We start from the raw sequence: 21,236 nt of genomic DNA on the forward strand, positions 1-21,236 counted from the left end.
CCAGCGCCGGCGCGGCGACGCGCCCCGATGCTGGCGCCGGTCCGCCGCATAGGCTTGCGCGCAGCGCGCCGCGTGCGCCGCGGCCCGTGCTGGGCAACCGCTGCGATCGGTGCCGCGGACTCGGACATAGTGCATCATGCACCGCTGCCGCCGGCCGATCGCAGCGGCACAGGGCGACTCCATGCGGACGGGCGCGCTCATGCGCATGGCGCGTGCTTGAACAGATACGCGTTGGCCCGCTGCAGGATCTGCGCCAACCGTTCCGCACGCGGCCCCAGCGGGGCGATGGCCTCCCCGGCGTCGCGCAACAGATCCAACACGAACTGGTGCGCTGCCTGCAGCCCCATGATCGACGCGCAGGTCGGCTTCTGCGCCGCCGCATCCTTACCGGGGGTCTTGCCCAGGGTCGCGGTATCCGCTGTCGCGTCGAGAATGTCGTCGACCACCTGCAACGCCAGGCCGAAACAGGCGCTGTAGCGATCGAGCGCAGAGTACAGCGCAGCGTGCGCGGCATCCTCCGCGATGGCGCATAGCGCGCCCATGCGAACGGATGCGCGCACTAGCGCTCCGCTCTTCATCCGGTGCATCGCTACGATCCTGTCCAGCTCGACGTGCTTTCCAACCAGCGACAAATCCATGGCCTGCCCGCTTGCGGCACCACCCTCGGCGGACACCGCCTGCGCCAGTTCGCGCACGAGCGCGATACGGGTATCGCCCGGCGCATCCAGGCTCGCCAGGGTCAGAAAGGCGTGCGCCTGCAGCGCATCGCCGACCAGGATCGCTGTGGCTTCGCCGAACTTGACGTGCACGGTCGGAAGGCCGCGGCGAAGCACGTCGTCGTCCATCGCGGGCAGGTCGTCGTGGACCAGGGTACAGGCGTGCATCATCTCGATGGCGGCGCCGACGTCGTCGAGCATGTGCGCCGGCGTGTCGGCCAATGCGCCGGCAGCCAGACAGAGCAAGGCGCGGGTACGCTTCCCGCCATGCAAGGTGGCGTAGCGCATCGCCGCCATCAGCTCGGTCTCACCGTCGTCTTCGGCGCAGAGAAGACGCGCCAGCGCCTGTTCGACCCGCTTTGCGCCGTCCTGCATCCAGATCTCCGGCAGCAGCGGGCCGGATGCGCCGCGCGCCTGCGCGCCCAATACGCCGAGCGCGGAAACGCCAGTTCGGTCGTGTAGCGTGGAACCGGGCTGCATGTTGTTCATGTCCTTGTATCTGACAGGAGACGGCCACGGCGGGCGGCGAGCCGCCGCGGTGTTGCCGGCGTCGCACCGAGCGCGCGCGCCGAGTGCAGAAACGCCGCGCGTCGCCGACGCGGCTGCCTCGCCACACGGAGCATGCGATGCCAGCTCATGAGAATCTGATGCGGGTTGTCATAGACGGATGTGCGGTTGGGTAATAGCGCCGGCCTTTTTCGGCGCTGCTCAGCAACCGCGGCCGCACCCCGGCCTTGTGCATGGTCAGCGCCAAGGCGATCCCGAACTGCACCAGTTCCAGCCATGCCAGGTGGTAGCCGATACAGACGTGTGGGCCGGTACCGAACTGCAGCATGTCCACCGGCCGGATCGGCTCCGCGCGTTGCAGCCACCGCGCCAGGCGGAACTGATCAGGCGCCTCGTGCAGCAGCGCCGAGGTCGAGAAATGCAGCAGCGGGATGCACAGATGGGTGCCCGCGGGAATGCGCCGTTGGCCGAGTTGCAATTCGTGCAGCGCGCGCCGCGGCAGGAGCGTGGTCGGCGGGTGCACGCGCAGCGTCTCGCGGAACAGCGCCTCGGCGACCGGACACTGCGCCAGGTCCGCGTGCCGTGCCGGCACCGCGCCCACGCGTTGCGCCTCCTCGACCAGGGCGTCCCATAGCCCAGGCTGCCGCGCCAGCTCGATCACCATCCAGGCCATCGTCGAGGCGGTGGTTTCGTGACCGCCAAGCAGCAGCAAGCGGATATTGGCGACTAGGACGTCATCGGAGAGCGTATCGTCGCTGCGATCGAAGGCGCTCACCATGTCGTTGATCAACCCGGTGCGCGCGGCCTGCGCGCGCGCTTCGCGGACGAATTGGCGCAACTGCGCGTCGATCCAGTCGCGGGCGGCGCGGCCGCGCCGCAAGGGCAGTCCGGGCAGGTCGATCCGGGGCGCGACGATCAACTGCAGCAGTTGCCGGTACTTGCGATGCCATCCCGGCAGGTCTTGCGCGGGGATTCCCATGAGGCTGAAGATGAGCTTGAGCGTCAGGTCGCCGGTTTCGCTCAGGATGGTTACGTCGCCGCGGTCGCGCCAGGCCTGCACCCGCGCCCGGATGACGGGCGCGAACAGATCGCCGATGCCGGCCTCGGTCAGACCCTTCGGCAGGAACGCCGCCTTGATCGCATCGCGCGCCTGCCGGTGCGCGCGGCCGTCCTGGGCGACCAACGTCCCACCAAGCAACTCGGGCGCGATCTCTTCGATCAGCGCCGAGGACACGTCCTTGTGCCGGAGCAATGCGAACGCATCCGGATCCATGCACGTCATCTGGTGTCCGACAGGGCCGAAATCCAGCCAGAAGTAGCTGCCAAGCGTCCGTTCCGCGCGCCGCAGCAGGCGCGGCAGGTCGCAGACGATGGCGGGAAGATGCCCGACAAGGGGGAAAGCGCCGGGCACGACCGGGATATCGCACCGCAGCCGGTGCCGACGGTCCAGCGGGTTGAGCAGCATGTCCATCAGCCGCGCGGCGCCGCGGCCGCTTCGGCGGTGTGGCCGGCAGGCCGCGCGACGCGGCTGTTGCCTCCGTCGGCGTACGTCGGCACGTGCGCCAGCATGCCGCCGTCGATGCACACGATCTGGCCCGTGATGAACGCAGCATCGTCGGAGAGCAGGAACGTCACCAGCGCGGCCACGTCCTCGGGGCGGCCGACGCGCGGCAGGAGCTGGTGCCGGCGAAGATGCCGCTGCATGCACTCATCCAGCTTGGCGTGGAGACGCTCGGTCATGATGAGACCCGGCGCAACCGCGTTGCAGCGAATCTGCGCATGACCGTACTGGGTGGCGAGCGAGACCGACAGCATATTCATCGCCGCCTTCGACGCGGCGTAGGACGTGTGCGCGGTGTCACCGCTAAGCCCCTGGCACGACGACATGTTGACGATCGCGCCACCGCCGCGGGCGATCATCCTTGAGATGGCCTGCCGACAGCAGAGCAGCGTGCCACGCAGATTGGTCGCCATGGTCTGATCCCAGACCGCCAGGTCCAGGTCGAGGATCGCGCGGTCGCGCGGGGTCAGATGCATGGCGCTCGCGTTGTTCACCAGCAAGTCGACCCCACCGAATTGCCGCTCCGCCGTCTCGAACAGCGCTGCCACCGCCTGCGCATTGGCGATGTCGATGGCCAGGGCCAGCGCGTGGCCCGCTTCGGCCGCGATCTGCGCGGCGCAGGCCGTGGCCGCCGAGCCATCAATGTCGGCCACCACCACTCTGCCGCCCTCGCGCGCAATGGCGCGGGCGCATGCCTTGCCGATGCCAGCGCCGGCGCCGGTCACCACGGCCACTTTGCCTTCAAACCGTCCCATCGCGTCCTCCTGAATTGCGTTGGTCTTTCGCCGCATGCCGCTCGGCCTCCGCCGGAGAAGGCGCAGGGTCGGCGCTGGCGCGCTCGTCATCGCCAGCGTCGCTTTCGATGACCCGAATGGCGGCGACCGGGCACTGGCTGGCCGCGAGCCGCACGGCCGCGTGCAGCGCCTGCGGGACCTTCGCCACGCACACTTCGGCCACGCTGTCCGGTTCGCGCTGGCGAAAGGTGCCCGGCAACGTCAGCACGCACTGCCCGGTGGTTCCGCACAGATCCTGGTCGACCACGACGCGCATCTCAGCCCCCCTGCGGATGCAGCCGCACCGGTAGCGCGCGGAACGTCCTAAGGAACGCGGACGGCTCCCGGGTCGGCTGCTCGGCCAACGCCAGCGTGGGGAAGCGAGCCTGGATCCGCGGCAGGCTCTCGGCCAACTGCACCCGGGCCAGTTGCGCACCGAGGCAGAAGTGAATGCCGTGGCCGAAGCTCAGCATGATCTTCCCGTCGGTCGACATGCCAGGACTGGTGCCGTAGAACCGCGCGGGATCGAAGCGGTCGGGATCGGCGAAGGCGTCCGGGTCGCGATTGCCGGCCGCGACAAGCACGCGCACGTCCGCGTTCTTCGGGATCACCGCGCCGCCCAGTTCGATGTCGCGCTGGGCGATACGTGGAATGGAGCTGAACATAACGGGCGCGTCGCAGCGCAGGACTTCTTCGACGAATGCCTTTACCCCCACGCCGTCTCCCTGCAGCCAGTGCCGCTGTTCGGGATACGCCAGCATCGCCAGGACCGCATGGTCGATGGCCGCAGCAGTGGTGGTGAAGCCGCCCAGCAGCATGCCCCACAGCATGCCGATCAACTCCGCATCCGACAGCGTGTCGGCATCGTCGTCGTGCGCGCCGACCAGCATCGACACGATGTCGTGGCGGGGATCGGAGCGCTTGCGCGGTATGAGGTCGCCGAAGTAGGCCAGCACCCTGGCGCTGGCCGCGTCCGCCGCGGCGAGCTGGGGATCGCTGGCGTGCGGGCGCAGGCCTTCCAGAATGGCGCCGATGCCGGCGGCGAGCCCGAACATGTCGTCCGGGGGCATGCCGAACAATTCGGCGGAGACCAACATGGGCAAGGCCAGCGCGAATTCCCGATGCAGGTCCACCGCCTCCCCGCGCTCCAGCGCGGGCGCCATGCCGTCCAGGCGCGCTGCGACGATGCGCGCGATGCTCGGCCGCAGGTTGTCGATCTGGCCTATGGTGAAATCGCGCGAGATCAGCCGGCGCAGACGCGTATGCGTCGGTGGATCCTTCATCGCTAGCGTGGACGCCAGCAGATTGAGCGACAGGCTGGTCGCCGCACGCGGGAAATAGCGCGCCAGTTCGCCCGGCGCCGGTGCCCGAAGCGCATCGCCCGTGGCCTTGAGCGCCCAGTAGATGTCGGCGTGGCGGCTCAACAGAAAGAGGCCCGATGCCGCGCGATGCACCGGATCGTGCTCGCGCAACCACCGCATGAACGGATACGGGTCGTGGAGGCACGCTGGCGACGCCAGTTCGGCGAAGGCGTCCCGGCGTGCTGCCGTGGTTTCTTGCACGTCCATCTAGGTTACCTGTTGGCTGATTGATCTGCCCGGCGCGCGCCAGGCGCGCCGGCAAATTGCGGAGAAGATCGCGATCCCCGGCGGCGTACGCGCATCACCAGAGCACCGGGAACTCCTCGAACCCGCCAGTGATGATCTCCTTGCGCAACTTCAGTTCTTCCGGCGCCACGGCCAGGCGCAGCGCGGGAAAGCGCTGGAAGATCGAACCGAACACCACCTTGAGTTCCAGCCTGGCGAGCGCCACGCCGATGCAGTGGTGCGGCCCGTAGGAGAACGCCAGGTGCGGCTTACCGTCACGTCCGATGTCGAAGATTTCCGGGTCGTCGAAATGGCGCGGATCGAACGACGTCGCCGGCAGGCCGACCAGCACCTTGCTCTCCGCGGAAATATGCACGCCCGCGATGGTCACGTCGGTCCTCGGATAGCGCATGATGCCGTCCCAGCCCGCACCTGGCGGGTACATGCGCAGGATTTCCTCCACCGCCTTGTCCACCAGGGAGGGATCGCCGACCAGGCGTTCGCGCTGTTGCGTATGGCGAAACATGGCCAGCAGGCCGAATTCGATCTGCGCGACGGTGCTCTCGTGCCCAGCCACCAGCATGCCCGCCGCCAGGCCGATCGCCTCTTCCTCGGTCGCCTTGCCCTGGTCGACCGCCGCGAGCAGATCCGTCAGCACGTTGTCGCCCGGATCCTGGCGCTTATCCCGCATCTTGCCCCGAATGTAGACACGCAGTTCTTCCCAGGCCAGGCGCGACGCGCGACGCGGGCCGCTTTCATGCTGGTGCGTCATCACCTCGTCGGACAGCCCTGCGAAAAAGGCGTGATCCTCGTAGTGCACGCCCATCAGCGCGCTGATGACCATGGCCGGAAGTGGAAAAGAGAGATGGCGCCGCAGGTCGGCAGGCTGGGGCTGGGCCGCCAGCGCCTCGAACAAGTGCGCGGCGATCGCCTCGACCTGCTGCGCGAGCAGCCTCACCCTGTGATCGCTGAAGGCCGGCGCCACGATTGCGCGTAACCGAGCATGCTCGCCCCCCTCGTGCGAGACCAGCCAACCCGGCGAACCCAGAATCACCGAATCCGGGGTGAAGGCCACCGGCGGCATTCCCGCGGGCCGGAACGCCGCGTCGGACAGCACCGCCTTGGCCTCGTCGTAGCCCGTCACCCACCAGCCGTCGTGCCCGGACGGGAAGCGCACGCGGTGGATCGGACCGTTGGCGCGTAGCGCCAACATCTCGGGCGAGGGCTCGATGTGATCGACGCGCCACTTCGGCAACGTCGGCAAGGGTTGTTCGGACATGGTGACACTTCACTCTCTAGGCGATGGAAGGGCGAAAGGTGATCGGCAGCCGCTGCGGGCAGCGAATGACGTAAGACTCATGTAGACGACGTCCTCCGCGGCGATGGTCAGCGCCAGATCTCCAGCCGCACGAACAGCGCGGGGAAGGCGCATCGCAATCCAGACGCGCCGGTGAACCGCCCAGGCAGACATGCGGCCCCTGGCCGAACGACAGGTGCGGGTTATGCCGCCGGGTGACATCGAACCTGTCGGCATCGCCATAGATCGACTGAGCGCAGGGATGGGTGAAAGAGGTTCGACCGTACCCGCCACTGAAGTGTCCGCTAATATAGTGCCCGTCCCGAAAAGCATCGCACTGCGATTGGTGATGATGCGGTGAACAGAGCAAATCGTGTGCCGAAGTGGATTCGCAGGCTCAGCAGGCACTTCGTAGCGGCGCGCAGTGTCAGGTTTCTGGCATTAAGTCTCAATGCCGACATCCGGCGCAGCAGGTGCCCGACAAAGGCCTACTCTCGCGCGGAATGTGCGGGGCAGCCCATGCGCGATATTTGAAGCATCCGGATTGGCTGCGGCAGGTGTGGTTCGCCGGAAACCACTCCGATGTCGGCGGTAGCTATCTGGAAAACGAAGGCCGCCTCCCCGACATTTCGCTCTAGGTTGGATGGCGCATGGGCCGAGAACTTTCCCGACAGCAAGCGGGGGCAAGTGGGCCGAAGGGTTACGTCAAGTGCAGAGCTAGTGCTTCATCCGGCGGTGCTCAGCGCTTCGCCGCGAAGCGGGGCGGGCAGCAATACTAAAAGCGGAGTGCCTATCGTTCCGCTATCCTCGCCTTCAGCCGCTCGTATGGGCTCGAGCGAGCAATTGAGAGCTGATCACGTATCACTGCACACGCGAACGCACCTCGCTCTGGAATACGACCGTCCGGGTCGGGCCAATGGCAAAATTCCGTGTCCGCGAGCAACCAATCAATAACGTCTCAATCGTCCGCGACGGACAGAAACGAGTGCCGCGTCGACATTAGCTTTGATGACAGATCGCGCTTCTGCCACACGGCGTGCTCGTCGAGCCAGCCATCCTTCAGCCGGCCGATGGCGGATGCCGCCCGGCAACATCCTTGCCGGGCAGCGCAGCTAGCGCCTCCGAGAAGTCGCCAGTCGAGATACCCTAAAGGTTCGGCAGCAGCGTCTCGATCGACTTCGAACGGCGCATGTAGGGTGGCAGGATCTACGGAGAGAACCGGAGGCAGTCGCGATCCGTGGCGTCCGCCCCGCGATCGAGCACACGTGGCGACGGACAGCGACCGGACCGATACCGGTCATCACCTCGCGTTTCGGCAGGAGACCGTGGCGGACGACGCGCTGATGACCGTCCGCGGTCTTCAAATCGGCATGCTTGCCGAGAAAGTCCTCAGCCTCGGCCTCGACCGCCTGGGCGAGACGAGCACGTGCCCCGCTACGCAACACTTCTATGAGTTGATCGGCGACGTTTGCAATCAGCTTGAGGATGTTAGCTTTGGACACGGCTTATCGCTCCTTCATCCGAACGCATCGCGTGGGACCGCGTGGCGAGCTAATCTGAGTGAAAGGCTTCATGGCGGTTCACTACTGTGCTCATAGCCGACGCGCCAAGGGGACGCTTTGCCACTGGGACAAGTTTCTCGGGATCCCCATCTTCGCCGGATCTCCAGCCCAAGGCCAACGGCATCTCCCGTTCGCTAATTCTTCTGCTGCTATGACTGGCGAGGTGTATTGGCCTAAAACCTGGCCATCAAACAGGAGCGCGCATCCTCCCGGCACAATAATGATCTCCGCTAGCCCATAGCATGTTTCGTAACTCCACTTCATAGCCAGCTACCGGAGCTATCCCCTATGATGTCCGTGGCAACGCGAGCGCGACTCGGAGCCTTCACTCAAGAGAATTAACGCTGTCCCTGCCGCGCACGCGCTGCCCGGAAGTTAGCAGCCACGTGACTCGGCGCTTCGTCGGTCCCGAAAGCGCTGTCCCTAACACGCGCCACTAACTTCGGTGGCCAGCCTACCTTGCTCTAACACCGCTAACCACCTCGCCTTCTCGAGAGTGTCGTCAAGCTACACGGGGTGGGAATGTATCGCCAAGAGCGCTCGTGGGCGCCTACCAGGATAGGTGGCTCGCCTTCAGGGAGGCAACCGTTGCCCCTCAACCTCTGGTTCGGTCCACCGCTTCCAAAGGGTTTCAAGTCGGCCGATGCCACCACTGGCAAACGTCAAGGAATAGCCGACCCGCGTACACCGAAATAGTGAGACCGCCTCCTGCTCCCGCGTGACACCATGCACAACGGGGAATCGAACGATATCGGCTCGAATTGGTCTGCTTTGCATCGGACGGAGAGAGTCCGCCAACGATTGCTCAATTCGTTCGGCTCGAGATACGAGCGTCCCAGCTACTTTCCTGTCAGGCGTCTCGGGCAGAAACCACGTTCCATCCGTTTCGAACGTTTGGCTCATGCCGCGGTTGCGGTTGGGCATAGTCGCCTCGGGCGTGACGATATGGCGCCCCTACTCGTTGTCGCGCTTCGTCGGCACTCCCCAAGATAGCCCATGATTCGGGATACCGGGAGCTATACGAAACGGAATCCCTATGATTCCGAGATGCTTGTAAAGCTAATTTGCGAGCTGTGTAGCGGCGCCCGCGGCTTGATCAGATGCAGTTAGGAACCGCTGAAGCTCGCACTTGATACACCGAGCAAATTTGCAGCGCTTCCTGCCCTTTTGGTAGGTGGAGTTGCCCCCGTCAGACCGGACACTCGGCTGGTTTGATGGATGCAATGTATTCCCGCGGCAAGCGGTAGCCCAGCTGGGAATGGGGGTGTTCTGAGTTGTACAACAAGGCTCAAGAACGCCCACAGGACCGTTCTTCGCGAGGTTCTTTATCGACATCATCCCTGGTTTGGTCGCCGAGTTTGCGTTCATGGAAGGGTCGAGAAGGCTGATGATGTCGCTTTCCGCTGCTCTCTAGATGGATCGCAAGCGGATCGATGGTTGGAGGTTCCAGCATGGATGTTCGATCGGGCAGCATGCCCTGACGCTGAGCCTTTGACAGCTCAGCCGTTTGTCAGCATTGACGCACTTGCGGCGCTCTCTGCGCTTCTCGATCTGGCGTTGAAGGATCGAACGCCATCAGCTGCCCTGCTTTCTGGCGCATCCAGAGCCTCTCACGACCAGAATCGGGGAGAGACTCATGTCACGGCAGACGGCGGTGCCAGGGAGCGGGTACCGACACAATCGACAACCGCGGCCGCAGCAGCAGATGGATCTGTTCGGGAGTGGCCTGTCGAACGGCGCCATCGGCGCGCCCACATGGCTGGATCTGCCAGCAGAAGCGCGGGCAGCGCTCACGAGCGTGATGACGCAGTTGATCCTCGACCATGCTGCCATGAAAGCGACACCGCGCGCGAAGGAGGTCGATCATGATCTCTGACAATCTCAGGCCTCATCATCTGGAGCGCAAGGCGATTCTTTACATGCGTCAATCTTCGGCCCATCAGGTGTTGCACAATCGCGAGAGCAGCGTGCTGCAATACGCCATGCGAGACCGGCTGGCGGCACTCGGGTGGTCAGAAATTGAAGTGATCGATGATGATCTTGGTCGTTCAGCCGCCGGCGGCCTACAACGCGCCGGATTCGAGCGAATGGTGGCGGAGGTTTGCCTCGGCAAGGTTGGTGCGGTTTGCGCCCGCGAGGTCCCGCGGTTCGCACGCAACAGCCGGGATTGGCAGCAACTCATCGAGATGTGCCGCGTGGTCGATACCGTTCTGATCGATCAGGAGACCATCTACGCGCCGAGGCACGGCAACGACCGCCTGCTGCTCGGGCTCAAGGGCAGCCTCAACGAGTACGAGCTGGATCTGTTGCGCCAGCGCTCGCTCTCGGCCCGCTACGATAAGGCGCGCCGGGGCGAGTTGGTTGTGACAGCGCCCGTCGGCTTCGTGAAGGCCGGCGACCGTTATGAGAAAGACCCGGATCGGCGTGTCCAGGAAGCGATCAAGCTGGTGTTCGACAAGGTCGAGGAACTCGGCAGCGCGCGACAGGCGCTCTGTTGGCTCCACGCGTACAATCTCGATCTGCCGGTGAAGCAGACCAACGGCGACACGGCCTGACGGCGACCAAACTACTCTGCCATCCACCGGATCATTGAGAACCCGGTCTACGGTGGCGCCTATGCCTATGGTAAGACAGCTGTGGCCGCGGGATACAGCACCGCGGGCGTGAGCGTGAAGATCCGCCGCAAGGCGCGGAACGAATGGCTGACGCTGAAGCCCCAGCCGCTCGACGAACAGCTATACACCTCCCTTCCTGAGCGTGCGGCGCAACCAACTCAACAGCGCGTTATCGCTTCGGCGGCCCTCTCTGAAGTGCCGAAGCGCAAGGCAAGTGAGCGGGCGGCGGACCGGGTTCACCCAAATTTCCGAGGGGCAACCCGCCAGCGGGTCAGCAGCCCCCGGCTCGCATGAGGCGCAAGCCGGTGGCTGGTCGACTAAGCTTTTTGGCTGGAATATGGGATCCGCTTACGTTGGTGCGAGCCAGCAATGCATAAGATCGCCGCGACCTTGCTGCCGATCAAGGTCTGCGGGAGGCTCGTCGCTTAACGAATTTGATTCCGGAGGTAGCCATACAAACGATCTCCTCTTCGCTCAAGGACGTGGTCAAAACTGGCCCATTTCCGTGCTATCATTATCTCCCGCCCACAAGGGAGGAGGCGAAGTGAAGTTCGCGGAAACGACGTGAATGATTTCAACGTGAAGGACTCACTTCTCGCGGAACGCGCGCATCAGCTGGTCGCTAAGCGGCTTCATCAGATAGGTCAGCATGGTGCGGTCGCCGGTCTGGACGAAAGCTTCCACCGGCATGCCCGGAATGATCTTGATGTCGCTGCCGAGGCGCGCGACCTCCTCCGGCGGCATCGAGACGCGGATGGTGTAGAAGCTCTGCCCGGTGCGCTGATCGGTGGTGACGTCGGCGGAGATGCGGGTCACGACGCCGTTCAGTTCCGGCGTGGTGCGCTGGTTCAGGGCCGAGAGCCGCAGCAGCGTCTTCTGGCCGACCTGCAGCTTGTCGATGTCCTGTGGATTGACCTTGGCCTCGACCGACAGGTCGTCGGCCTTCGGCACGATCATCATGATGGCGTCGCCGGCGGTGATGACGCCGCCGACGGTGTGCACCGTCGATTGTAGCACAACGCCGTCCTGCGGCGCGCGGATGTCGATGCGGCGAAGCTGGTCTTCGGCGGTGACCTTGCGCTCGACGAACTCGCCGATCTTGTCATTGGTCTCGCGCAGATCCTTCGAGACTTCGGCGAGCATGTCTTTGTCGACCTGGATGATCTGCAGCTCGGTCTCGGTGATCTTGCCCTTGGCCTGCGCGCGCGAGGCGATGTATTGCGCGCGCTCGCCAGTGAGCCGCGCGGCATCGCGTTCGAGCGTGGTCAGCCGGTTGATCTGCACCAGATGCTGCTCGTAGAGCCGACGGACGCCGACCAGCTCCTGCTGCACCAGTTCGATCTCCTTGTCCTTGGCCGTCTCCTGCGCCTGGAGCCCGGCGATCTCCTCGTTGAGCTGGGTGACGCGCTCACGCAGCTGCGCTTTCTGGCCGGTGCGGCCGTTGACGCGGACCTCGAACAGCTTGGTCTCGCTCGCCATCACGTAGCGGACATCAGGGTCGTCGGCGCGCTCGGTGAGCTGCGGCGGAAAGGCGATCTTGAGCCGGTTCTGCTGCTCGGCCTCAAGCCGGGCCGCGCGCGCGTAAAGTCCGCTCAGCGCCTTGACGACGATCGCAAGGCTCGCCTTCACCACGGTCTCGTCGAGCCGCACCACGATGTCGCCGGCAGTGACCACGTCGCCGTCGCGCACCCGCACCTCGCCCACCACGCCGCCGGTCGGATGCTGCACCTTCTTCAGGTTGGAATCGACAACCACCGAGCCCGGCGCGACCAGGGCGCCCGAGATCGGCACCGTCGAAGCCCAGCCGCCGACGCCGCCGGCGAGCACGAGGACCACGACGAGGCCGCCGATCAGGTGCTTCCTGATCGACTGGTGCGCCGTCCGCGGCTGCTCTTTCATGACTTCGCTGCCCCCGCGTCGGAGACGATCTTGATCGGCGGCGGCGGGACACGCTGCAGCACCTGCCCGAGCACGGCTTCCTTCGGACCGAAGGTCTGCATGCGGCCGTCCTTCAGCACCAGGAGTTGGTCGACGCCCTCGATGCCGATCGACCGGTGTGCGACCACGATCACAACCGCGCCGCGCCCGCGCGCCGCGCACACTGCACGCGTCAAGGCCTCGTCGCCCTCGCTGTCGAGATTGGAGTTCGGCTCGTCCAGCACGATCAGGAACGGGTTGCCGTAGAGTGCCCGCGCCAGCGCCACGCGCTGGGCCTGGCCCGCCGAGAGCGCGGTACCCTGCTCGCCGACGTGGGTGCCATAGCCCTCGCGCATCTTGATGATCATCTCGTGCACGCCAGCCTCTTTCGCCGCGGCGATGATGGCATCGGACTTGGCCTCTGGGTCGAAGCGGCAGATGTTCTGCGCAACGGTGCCGCCGAACAGCTCGACATCCTGCGGCAGGTAGCCGACGTAGCGACCGAGCACATCCGACGACCACTGGTCGAGCGCCGCGCCGTCCAGCCGCACCTTGCCGCGGATCGGCGTCCAGACGCCGACCAGCGCGCGGATCAGCGACGACTTGCCGGAGCCGCTCGGGCCGATCACGCCGACGCCGCTGCCGCCCTCGCACACAAAGGTGATGTCCTGCATGATCACGCGCTGATCGCCCGGCGCGACCATGGTCACGCCTTCCACCGACAGCTTCTTCGTCGGCGCCTGCAACAGGGGCTTCGCGTCGGGTGCCGGCATCTGTTGCAACAAGCGGTTGAGGCGCTGCCAGCTCTGGCGCGCGGCGACCAAGCCCTTCCAGTGCGCGATCGCAAGGTCGACCGGCGCCAGCGCCCGCGCGCTCAGGATCGAGCCGGCGATGATGATGCCGGCGGTCGCCTCCTGGTGGATCACGAGATAGGCGCCGACCGCGAGCACGGCGGACTGCAGCATCATGCGCAGCACCTTGGCCACAGCACCGAGGCCGCCGGTGACGTCGCTGGCGTGCTGATTTCCGGCGAGATACTCCTCGTTGGCCTCGTTCCAGCACTTGTTCATCCGCCCGGCCATGCCCATCGCGACCAGCACCTCGGCGTTGCGCCGGCTGGAGATCGCAAGACCGTTGCGCCGCGCGGCGAGCGTCATCGCCTCCTTCGCCGGCATGCGCGACATATATTCGGTGATCAGGGTCAGCGTGACCAGGATGATGGCGCCGATTAGCGCGGTCACGCCGAGCAGCCAATGGAACAGGAAGCAGATCGCCATGTAGAACGGCAGCCAGGGCAAATCGAAGAACGCGCCCGGCCCCATGCTGCCGAGGTACGAGCGCACATTGTCGAGATCGCGCAGCGGCTGCAGGCCCTCGTCGCGGTTCCCCACCATAAGCGGCAGGCGCACGACGGCGTCGAACACCCGCGCATTGAGCGCTTCGTCGAGCGAGGTTCCGATGCGGCCGAGGATCCGCCCGCGCAACAGATCGAGCACACCCTGAGCGATGTAGAGACTGCCGGCGATAACGACGAGGCCGACCAGGGTCGGAACGCTGCGGCTGGGCAGCACCCGGTCATAGACCTCCAGCATGAACACCGAGCCGGTCAGGTACAGCAGGTTGATCATACAACTCATGAGACCGACGCCGATGAAGGCACTTCGGCAAGCGCGCAGCGCATCACCGAGTTCGGAACGCCGGACGGCGGGAGCGGCTGCCATTAAATCCAACATCTAAAAAGGGTTACGTGAAAGCCACGCGGCACCGACGCTTGTGGCCATCGTCTGTCGCATTACCCCGGAGCAGCTTCGCGACCGCATTTCGGTGATGGCGGCGGACTCTGAAAGAGTCATAAACTGAAGAGATGTGGTCGCCCTGCCGCGCGTTCGAAAGCAGTCCCCGTGGATCTGCACTTGCTCGATTGGACTACCCGTCATTCTTCCCGGCCCTTCCCAAATGCTTGCATTAATGAGTCAGGAGACGAAATTCTGCCGTCCATCGTACTCCAGACTCCTTGAAGCGAGGGATCCAACGTCACGTGGCGCTCGACTCCGATTTGCTGGCGCGTCATCGATTGCCTTTTTCGTGTAACTTTGGTCAGCCTTCGTCGAAGCCTACAATCTGACGCCACGTAAGCTGCAAGCTATTTATTGAGTTCCTGCTTACGCCGGCTGCACCAAGTTCTGATGGTGGCAGGAGATCAAAAGATCTGGTTGTCTTGCAAGGAACGCATCCCAGCGGCTCCCATTGGGGCTCTGGCAAAATTGCGCCGACCAACAGGCCGAACACGATGAAACATGGGATCTCGTGAAGTGGACCCTTTGCTGAGGACCACCGGGTCCGGTTCTCAAGTGGAGCTGCTGCCGTTCGTTCTTCCCAATACTTTACGGGACTCTTGCTTGCTGCTGTTGTGGCTGTGGGGATGTGGGCAACGCGCAGCGTTGTCCAAGCTTCTCGCTTGCCGGAAGCGTCATATCCACAGCCTCTTTGCCGAATGCGCCGGTGACACCGGCCCGCCAGACCGCCATCGGCGCGCGGTTTTCCAGCGCCTGATGGGGGCGCCGGAAATTGTAAAACTCGATCCATCGGGCAATTCCGGCTTTGGCCTCGTGGCCATCCGAATAACCTTGAGATAGGTGAGTGGCGCGGGGCATTGCAGCCCCGCGCTCTCTCAGAACCGGACGTGAACCTCGCGATTCAGCCGGCTCCCGTCATCCAACCGTTGATCCCGCAGCGCAGTGGGCGAACAGGCCAGGATTCCGTCGCTTGAGCGATCGTAACCATTCCCATACCGCCAACGTGTGTTCTCGGAAAGTTCGTATTTTCGTGTTGCGCACGAACGATGTAGGCATCGATCGTGCGCAACTCCTCTTGAAGCTTCGAGGGATAGAACCGCCCGTAGTAGCGCACCCAGCCCGTCAGGACTGGACGGACCCATTTGGCGATTTCCACCAACTCAAGGTCGCTGCGCCGATGCAGCCGCCACCTGCGCACGGTATGCCGCATCCGTTTCCCGGCCTTCTTGCTGACGGCCGGGCTGAATGAGACGAACCGCTCACCGTGTCGATTGTTCGCCATCCTCGGCCGGAAGGTATAGCCAAGGAAGTCGACCGACTGCTCGGGATAGGAGCGATTGGCATCTTTGCAATACACGATCTTGGTCTTTTCCGGATGCAGCCGCAGCCCGCATTCCGCAAACCTCGTTTCCAGCGCCCGACACAAGTCACGCGCCTCCGCTTCGCTTCGGCAATGGCCGATGGCATGCATCATCAGCATATCGTTCAAATGGGATACCCGGATATTCTCGGCTCATCCACAAATCGAACGCATAATGAAGAAAGATTCGCCAACAGGGGGCTGACGACAGCCCCCTGCGGAGTTCCTCTTGTGCGCTTGACCAAGCTGCCGTCCGGCATGCTCCCGGGTGCTTCCAACCACCTTTGCAGGTAGAGCAAAACCCATTTGCAGTCAGTGTGGCGGCGCACGGCCTTCATCAGAAGGCTCCAATCGATTTCGTCGAAGAAGCTCTTGATGTCGAGGTCGAGCACCCAATCGTGGCTCCAGCATCGGCGCCGAGCCACAGCCAGTGCATCATGTGCTGATTTCCCCGGCCGATACCCATAGGAATCCATGTGGAACACGGGCTCCAGGATCGGTTCAAGATAACGCTTGACCACCATCTGGGCGATCCGGTCCGAGACCGTTGGTATTCCCAACGGTCGCGTGCTGCCAGCTTCGCCTTTCGGTATGTCAACGCGCCGCACCGGAGGCGGAAAGTAGCTGCCCTAACTCATCCGATTCCAGATTCGATAGAGATTCTTACTCAGGTCCCGGTCGAAGTCTTCGATCGACTGCCCGTCAACACCAGCCGCCCCTTGGTTCGCCTTCACTTGCTTATACGCCTCCCACACATCGCGTTTGGCAATACAAACGGCTTGGCCTTACTCATGCCGATCATCCCGTTTCAGGTTGTCGGCCGCGTAAAGCCGGATGACAACGCCCCTTCGGTCCAGTGCCATTACAGCGCCTTCGTCCCTAATACGGGCGTTTCCGCATCGGTACTCTGCTCCTTACGACGACGGGCCGCTTCGAGTCCTCCCTTCACATCGGAGCGACAGGTTCCGGTGTTCCTTGTCAAAGCCTGATCCGAGGTCACGTCGCCTTCATGCCGGACGCCGGTTGGGCAGTCGGCAGGCTCCTCCCAACCCTTGCTCGCGGGATAGACATCCTGATCCCGGTTTCGACGTCGATAGAACGTTACGACACGTCATCAGCGGTTTACTTACGTTCGTCTGCTCGGACCTCACCTGACGGAGTTTCCTCCGCCTTTTCTTCCAACGCTCACCACCAGGGCTCTTTACCCTCGCAGCTCGGAGTGGTTTGAAGTCTTCCCCTGCAGGCCGACTTCGGAGAGCCATCCTCCATCTCTGACAAAGCTTCGTAAGGCTTCATGCCGAAGCCTGACCTCCACAGCACACGATGTCCTCGTATTTGAGCGAGCGCCACAGCCGCTCGATGAACACGTTGTCCATCCAGCGGCCGCGACCGTCCATCGAGATCCTGACGCCGGTGGCGGCCAGCGTGCCGGTGAAGGCGCTGGTGAACTGGCTGCCCTGGTCGGTATTGAAGATCTCAGGCCGGCCGAAGCGCGCCAAGGCCTCTTCGAGCGCAGACACGCAGAACGATGTGTCCATCGTGTTCGACAGGCGCCAGGTCAGTACCGCACGGCTCGCCCAATCGATGATCGCCACCAGATATAGAAAGCCCTGGCCGATCGGCACATAGGTGATATCGGCCGCTCACACTTGATTTGACCGGTCGATCACCATATGGCGCAGCAGATACGGGAAGATCTTGTGTCCCGGCGCCGGCTTTGTGGTTCTGGGCTTTGGTCCCAGCGCCGCGATGCCCATCTTGCGCATCAACCGCTGCGCGCGCTTGCGATTGATGCGACGGCCTTCGCCATTGAGCATCGCCGTCATCCGCCGCGAGCCCAGGAACGGCCAGGCCGTGAACAGCTGGTCGATCCGTCGCATCAGCTCAAGGTCGTTGTCATTGGCCGGCCGCGGCGGCCGATATACGCTCGACCGTCAATTGTCCGATCTTGGCGTGGAGCTTCTCGACCTCCAGTTCGTGGGCCGCCTCGCCATCCCGACCAGCGCCCGCGTCGAACGCCCGAACCGCTTGATCCTGAGCTACTTCTTCCACGGATAAATCTGGTTCACATGCACCTGGTAGCGCTGCGCCAGATCCGTCACCGTTGACTGTTCTCGCAGCGCCTCCAAGGCGATCTTTGCCTTCAGCGCTGCATCGATTTTTCCTCTCGTCTTCTTCATGGTCCGCTCCGTTTATCAAAATGGAACGGCATCCGCACCACCTAAGCCGCCGGTCCAAAATCCGGGGCCCACTTCAGCCCCCAGTCTCGCTGGGTCTGGCGATCCATTCCGCAGGTTTTCACCGCCTACCTGCTGCGCCCCTCGCTTCCAGAACCAGCGCAAGCGCCAACATTCGCCGCGCCGCCGTTTCAGAAATTCACCGATTTGGAATTCCCCAATCTGAGTCAAACCTCAAGGCCGTTGTTATGACTTGAAAAACCGCTGTGAGGTCTCGCATCCACCCACCCGACGGCGCATCAACGTGAACACCGATCTCAGTGTCGAGCCGGAGGGTTACTGAAAAACCACCTGCACAACGCTCGGCAATCAGACAACCCATCGCATCCGTTTCGGCTGAGTGTGCAATCAGGTTTTCGTCAGCTTCGACGTTTATGTTTCGTAGCCAGAGCGCGATCACTTGCGTGACCGCTCGCCTAGCAGACCGAACACAGGAGAACGACATGGCTGTAATCCGCGGCACAGACTCCGACGATCACTTGGTTGGCACGCCCAACAGGGACTTTATCCAGGGCCTGGGCGGGAACGATTGGATCGCTGGTGGAGCGGGTGCCGATAGTCTGGAAGGTAATCAGGGCGACGACACGCTCTCTGGCGGTGCGGGCGACGATTATCTGTTCGGCGATCAGGGCAACGATGTTCTGTTCGGCGATGACGGCAACGACAACTTCATGTTCACGAGCGGGAATGGCAAGGATGCCGTGATGGACTTCACGGTGGGGGATAAACTGCACATCGAGGCAGGGATTAATCACACTGGTATTCATACGCCTGCCGATCTTGCCAATCGCGTCGAAGCGGACGGCTCGAATTCCGCGGTCATTGACCTCGGAGAGGGTAATTCGATCACGCTCTCCAATGTGAATGCTGCCGACGTTCAGCATCACCCTGAACATTATTTCTCGATCATCTGACTTTTTCGGCCAACCGTTCGGCCGAAATAGGCGACCGGGCACGGCGATCGCTATGGCACATCCTTCTGCCTACGGCGAGTCGCCGTTGCCCTCGACCAGATGAATGAGTCCTCCGTGAAGAACGCGGACGAGAGCTGATTTAACCGATCTTGTGAGCCGGGACCGTTTCGGCGAAGGCTCGGATGATGACACGCAAAAACTCCGCGAGCCATTGCAGGAGCAGGCCGAAGTTATAACCGACAGCGGCGAGGACAGCGTAGATCCTGTCGCCGAGGCGTCCCTTGAGATGATTGCGATCCATGCGGTGCTCGGTCTTGACGTGGCCAATGACGGGCTCGACAGCGCACGACGCTTCATCTCCCGCCGGATGGAAGCCGTGACGCGACGGACCTGCCCCGAGATCCAGACCCCGACCCGGTGCGGGTGGTTGTGACCGCGGTACCCTTTGTAGAGGTGATGCGGCGAGCCCAAGGAGATTGCTGACGCGCTGGAGGCGGACTTGCAACCGCTCGCCACGAGCGGGCTCATCACGCGAATATCCAAATACGATACCAATCCCGCCAACAATCCCCAGCCGCAGAGTCGCTTTCGCGCTGCACCGCTCCCGGATTAAGCGCGATGTCGCGTCCTGATGATCATGGCCGCTACGACCGGCGGCAATCACCGCGGCGGGGGTCCATTTGCCGTAGCGGCGATGGGCGCTCGGCATGTGGTCGGCGACGGTGGTGTGTCCGCGTCGGTTGCGGGCGCGGGCATGGCTGGCGATCCGCTTGCCTTGTGGAAGATCTTGACGGTTCTGTCCTCGATGCGGACATCGACCAGTTCACGGATCAGACGATACGGCGCGGAATACCAGTGGCCCTCGACCTCGACATGATAATCGGGAGCGACGCGGCAGCGCTTCCAGCGTGCGAAGGCATAAGGCTGATCTAGCAGCGAGGTTAGCTTGGGTTTGTCGAGTTCGGCAAACAGTCAGGCGCGGCTTGAGCCGAAGCCACGCATTTGACGAGCATTGAGTTCGTCGACGAGTGTCTTGATGGCGGCGTTGAGCCGGCCCGAGAAAAGAAGCGCTGATTGCGCAGCCGGGCCCGAATCCAGCGCTGTGCGATTTGCACCGCGACGTCGACCTTGGCCTTGTCTTTTGGGCTCCGCGGCCGTGCGGCCAAAATGGCGTGCCGTAATGGCTTGAGGCCGGGTCCGTAGCGGTGCGTCCTCTTTTTTATCAGGAAACCAAGCGATTTCGTCACCCCTCCAGCGTGTGGGCAAATTCATGGAGATTGCTGTCGGAAGTCTTGATTATCGAAGTGAGCACGTTGGCAGGAAACGTCTCGTTCGAGGCCTTTGTCTTCCTGCCGCCAACAATACTGAGAGGCCAAAGGAACCGCCTATTGCCGAGCGCCGCCTCAGCCTGAGATGGCGACTGTTCGCTTAAACCATTTTTTTGGTAGGCCAATGCAGTAGCTGCGCCTGCGAAGCTCTGGCTCTGACCTATTGAGCATTTCGCAAATGGATTTCACAGGCGTGCCTGCATCAACAAGCTCGCGCAGCAGTTCGTCTTCTCGTTTCGTCCAGCGAGCAGAGGCGAGAGTCAACTTTAATCCAACCTCTTAGCTTCGATTTCATGCGGCGCTGGAGAAATGGGCAAACTATACCGTGCTGAGCGCCTTGCCATGCTTTGACTGCGATCTCCGCGTTCCTGTTCGGGAATGCGAAGCACAGTCCCGAACAGGACGGCGAAACGCATTTGACAGGTTCGAGCGTGACCAAGTTGGGCCTGCCGTAACGGCGCCTCGCCTATCCCAATCATCGCGTCGGCGCCTCAGGATGGCAGAGGAGAAGTTCCTTCGAAAGCTATACGTTGGCATAGTCGAAGCTCCGGGGTCCGCAAATGCAGCGAGCTCGGCCTCAAGCACATCTTCACCAGGCCCGACGACCGCAAACAAACGGCAAGTCCGAACGCTTCATTCAGACAGTGCTGCGCGAGTGGGCTACGCTCGTGCCTACGACACCTCCGATCAGCGCGCCCAAAACCTGCCAATCTGGCTTCATCACTACAACTGGCATCGCCCGCACGGTAGTCTGCAAGCCAAACCACCCATCAGCCGCCTCGGCCTACCGATGGCCGACCTCCTGAGATTCCACAGCTAACCCGCCATCGCCCAAAAAACAAAACATCGCCCCGGCAAAAGCCAAAACACCACCAGGCCGCCGCTGATCCGTTGGTCAGTCCAGGAAATCCGCCGCATTGCCATCAGACTCGCTCGAAAGCGTATTCAACCCGCGCACATCATCGCATGGTCATTCTGGCGTAGGGCTCACCAAGCTGCCGCTCAACGTGCTCACTTCAAATCAAAAAGGCCACCGTAATGCTAGAACCTATCTCAAAATTGTCGAA

18 protein-coding genes and 6 pseudogenes are annotated in these 21,236 nt (G+C 63.2%); 7 read left to right on the top strand and 17 right to left on the bottom strand.

The genetic code is table 11. From position 1 onward, the window contains the following. Window positions 1–197: 197 nt before the first annotated feature. The 6 genes from XI08_RS11865 to XI08_RS11890 all read right to left on the bottom strand — a co-directional run bounded on the left by XI08_RS11865 (window position 198) and on the right by XI08_RS11890 (window position 6,422). Window positions 198–1,196 (bottom strand): polyprenyl synthetase family protein, encoded by a 999-nt coding sequence (locus tag XI08_RS11865; RefSeq protein WP_271574527.1) that lies wholly within the window; start codon window positions 1,194–1,196, stop codon window positions 198–200. Between the two features lie 154 nt (window positions 1,197–1,350). Continuing rightward, window positions 1,351–2,694 carry a cytochrome P450 gene (locus tag XI08_RS11870; protein ID WP_271574515.1) on the bottom strand — a complete coding sequence of 448 codons (1,344 nt, stop codon included), beginning with the start codon at window positions 2,692–2,694 and terminating at the stop codon, window positions 1,351–1,353. Continuing rightward, window positions 2,694–3,539 (bottom strand): SDR family oxidoreductase, encoded by an 846-nt coding sequence (locus XI08_RS11875; RefSeq protein WP_271574528.1) that lies wholly within the window; start codon window positions 3,537–3,539, stop codon window positions 2,694–2,696. Before XI08_RS11875 ends, XI08_RS11870 begins: the two co-directional genes overlap by 1 nt. Then, window positions 3,526–3,834 carry a ferredoxin gene (locus XI08_RS11880; protein WP_271574516.1) on the bottom strand — a complete coding sequence of 103 codons (309 nt, stop codon included), beginning with the start codon at window positions 3,832–3,834 and terminating at the stop codon, window positions 3,526–3,528. The genes XI08_RS11875 and XI08_RS11880 overlap by 14 nt, the downstream gene beginning before the upstream one ends. A 1-nt stretch (window position 3,835) precedes the next feature. After that, window positions 3,836–5,125, bottom strand: coding sequence for a cytochrome P450 (locus tag XI08_RS11885; protein ID WP_271574517.1), 1,290 nt, complete (start codon window positions 5,123–5,125; stop codon window positions 3,836–3,838). 94 nt (window positions 5,126–5,219) lie between these two features. Next, window positions 5,220–6,422, bottom strand: a complete 1,203-nt coding sequence (locus XI08_RS11890; protein WP_271574518.1) for a cytochrome P450 — start codon at window positions 6,420–6,422, stop codon at window positions 5,220–5,222. A 521-nt stretch (window positions 6,423–6,943) separates the two neighbouring features. Between XI08_RS11890 and XI08_RS11895 the strand changes: the two genes are divergently transcribed. Continuing rightward, the gene (locus XI08_RS11895; RefSeq protein WP_442869806.1) at window positions 6,944–7,078 is read left to right on the top strand and encodes a phospholipase effector Tle1 domain-containing protein; all 135 of its coding nucleotides are present in this window, start codon (window positions 6,944–6,946) and stop codon (window positions 7,076–7,078) included. A 365-nt stretch (window positions 7,079–7,443) separates the two neighbouring features. Here XI08_RS11895 and XI08_RS11900 read toward each other — a convergent pair. Together XI08_RS11900 and XI08_RS46255 are read right to left on the bottom strand one after the other, a co-directional pair. Beyond that, window positions 7,444–7,942: pseudogene (locus tag XI08_RS11900) on the bottom strand (transposase); the annotation flags it as partial. A gap of 633 nt (window positions 7,943–8,575) precedes the next feature. Then, window positions 8,576–8,926: a hypothetical protein gene (locus tag XI08_RS46255; RefSeq protein WP_442869804.1), complete on the bottom strand. Its 351-nt coding sequence runs from the start codon at window positions 8,924–8,926 to the stop codon at window positions 8,576–8,578. A 712-nt stretch (window positions 8,927–9,638) separates the two neighbouring features. Between XI08_RS46255 and XI08_RS11905 the strand changes: the two genes are divergently transcribed. The 4 genes and pseudogenes from XI08_RS11905 to XI08_RS11915 all read left to right on the top strand — a co-directional run bounded on the left by XI08_RS11905 (window position 9,639) and on the right by XI08_RS11915 (window position 10,911). Continuing rightward, window positions 9,639–9,878 (top strand): hypothetical protein, encoded by a 240-nt coding sequence (locus tag XI08_RS11905; protein ID WP_271574519.1) that lies wholly within the window; start codon window positions 9,639–9,641, stop codon window positions 9,876–9,878. Then, window positions 9,868–10,557 carry a recombinase family protein gene (locus tag XI08_RS11910; RefSeq protein WP_271574520.1) on the top strand — a complete coding sequence of 230 codons (690 nt, stop codon included), beginning with the start codon at window positions 9,868–9,870 and terminating at the stop codon, window positions 10,555–10,557. Before XI08_RS11905 ends, XI08_RS11910 begins: the two co-directional genes overlap by 11 nt. A 33-nt stretch (window positions 10,558–10,590) precedes the next feature. Then, window positions 10,591–10,659, top strand: a pseudogene (locus tag XI08_RS46260) (hypothetical protein); the annotation flags it as partial. A 6-nt stretch (window positions 10,660–10,665) separates the two neighbouring features. Continuing rightward, window positions 10,666–10,911: a hypothetical protein gene (locus XI08_RS11915; protein WP_442869805.1), complete on the top strand. Its 246-nt coding sequence runs from the start codon at window positions 10,666–10,668 to the stop codon at window positions 10,909–10,911. A 294-nt stretch (window positions 10,912–11,205) separates the two neighbouring features. Here the strand turns inward: XI08_RS11915 and XI08_RS11920 are convergent, their stop codons facing one another. From XI08_RS11920 to XI08_RS11950, 7 genes and pseudogenes are all read right to left on the bottom strand, one after another. Continuing rightward, entirely contained in the window at window positions 11,206–12,516 is a 1,311-nt protein-coding gene (locus XI08_RS11920) for an HlyD family type I secretion periplasmic adaptor subunit (protein ID WP_271574521.1), read from the bottom strand. Then, window positions 12,513–14,255 (bottom strand): type I secretion system permease/ATPase, encoded by a 1,743-nt coding sequence (locus XI08_RS11925; RefSeq protein WP_271574522.1) that lies wholly within the window; start codon window positions 14,253–14,255, stop codon window positions 12,513–12,515. Before XI08_RS11925 ends, XI08_RS11920 begins: the two co-directional genes overlap by 4 nt. A gap of 663 nt (window positions 14,256–14,918) precedes the next feature. Further along, window positions 14,919–15,188 (bottom strand): integrase core domain-containing protein, encoded by a 270-nt coding sequence (locus tag XI08_RS11930; protein WP_271574523.1) that lies wholly within the window; start codon window positions 15,186–15,188, stop codon window positions 14,919–14,921. Between the two features lie 43 nt (window positions 15,189–15,231). Further along, a complete protein-coding gene (locus XI08_RS11935) occupies window positions 15,232–15,804 on the bottom strand; it encodes a group II intron maturase-specific domain-containing protein (protein ID WP_271574524.1) in 573 nt (190 codons plus the stop codon). Window positions 15,805–15,815: 11 nt separating this feature from the next. Beyond that, entirely contained in the window at window positions 15,816–16,298 is a 483-nt protein-coding gene (locus tag XI08_RS11940; protein ID WP_271574525.1) for a reverse transcriptase domain-containing protein, read from the bottom strand. 720 nt (window positions 16,299–17,018) lie between these two features. Beyond that, a pseudogene (locus XI08_RS11945) lies at window positions 17,019–17,624 on the bottom strand (IS3 family transposase); the annotation flags it as partial. A gap of 105 nt (window positions 17,625–17,729) precedes the next feature. Then, window positions 17,730–17,870: a transposase gene (locus XI08_RS11950; RefSeq protein ID WP_271565807.1), complete on the bottom strand. Its 141-nt coding sequence runs from the start codon at window positions 17,868–17,870 to the stop codon at window positions 17,730–17,732. A 500-nt stretch (window positions 17,871–18,370) separates the two neighbouring features. On the opposite strand from XI08_RS11950, the gene XI08_RS11955 reads away from it, so the two are divergent. Further along, on the top strand, window positions 18,371–18,841 hold the full coding sequence (locus XI08_RS11955) for a calcium-binding protein (protein WP_271574526.1): 471 nt from the start codon (window positions 18,371–18,373) through the stop codon (window positions 18,839–18,841). Between the two features lie 139 nt (window positions 18,842–18,980). Here the strand turns inward: XI08_RS11955 and XI08_RS11960 are convergent. Both XI08_RS11960 and XI08_RS11965 read right to left on the bottom strand, forming a co-directional pair. Further along, a pseudogene (locus XI08_RS11960) lies at window positions 18,981–19,297 on the bottom strand (IS5/IS1182 family transposase); the annotation flags it as partial. A 193-nt stretch (window positions 19,298–19,490) separates the two neighbouring features. Then, a pseudogene (locus XI08_RS11965) lies at window positions 19,491–20,030 on the bottom strand (Mu transposase domain-containing protein); the annotation flags it as partial. 700 nt (window positions 20,031–20,730) lie between these two features. Between XI08_RS11965 and XI08_RS11970 the strand changes: the two are divergent. Next, a pseudogene (locus tag XI08_RS11970) lies at window positions 20,731–20,989 on the top strand (integrase core domain-containing protein); the annotation flags it as partial. Window positions 20,990–21,236: the final 247 nt, after the last annotated feature.

It is taken from the genome of Bradyrhizobium sp. CCBAU 11361, assembly GCF_028128935.1.
Lineage (GTDB): Bacteria > Pseudomonadota > Alphaproteobacteria > Rhizobiales > Xanthobacteraceae > Bradyrhizobium > Bradyrhizobium niftali.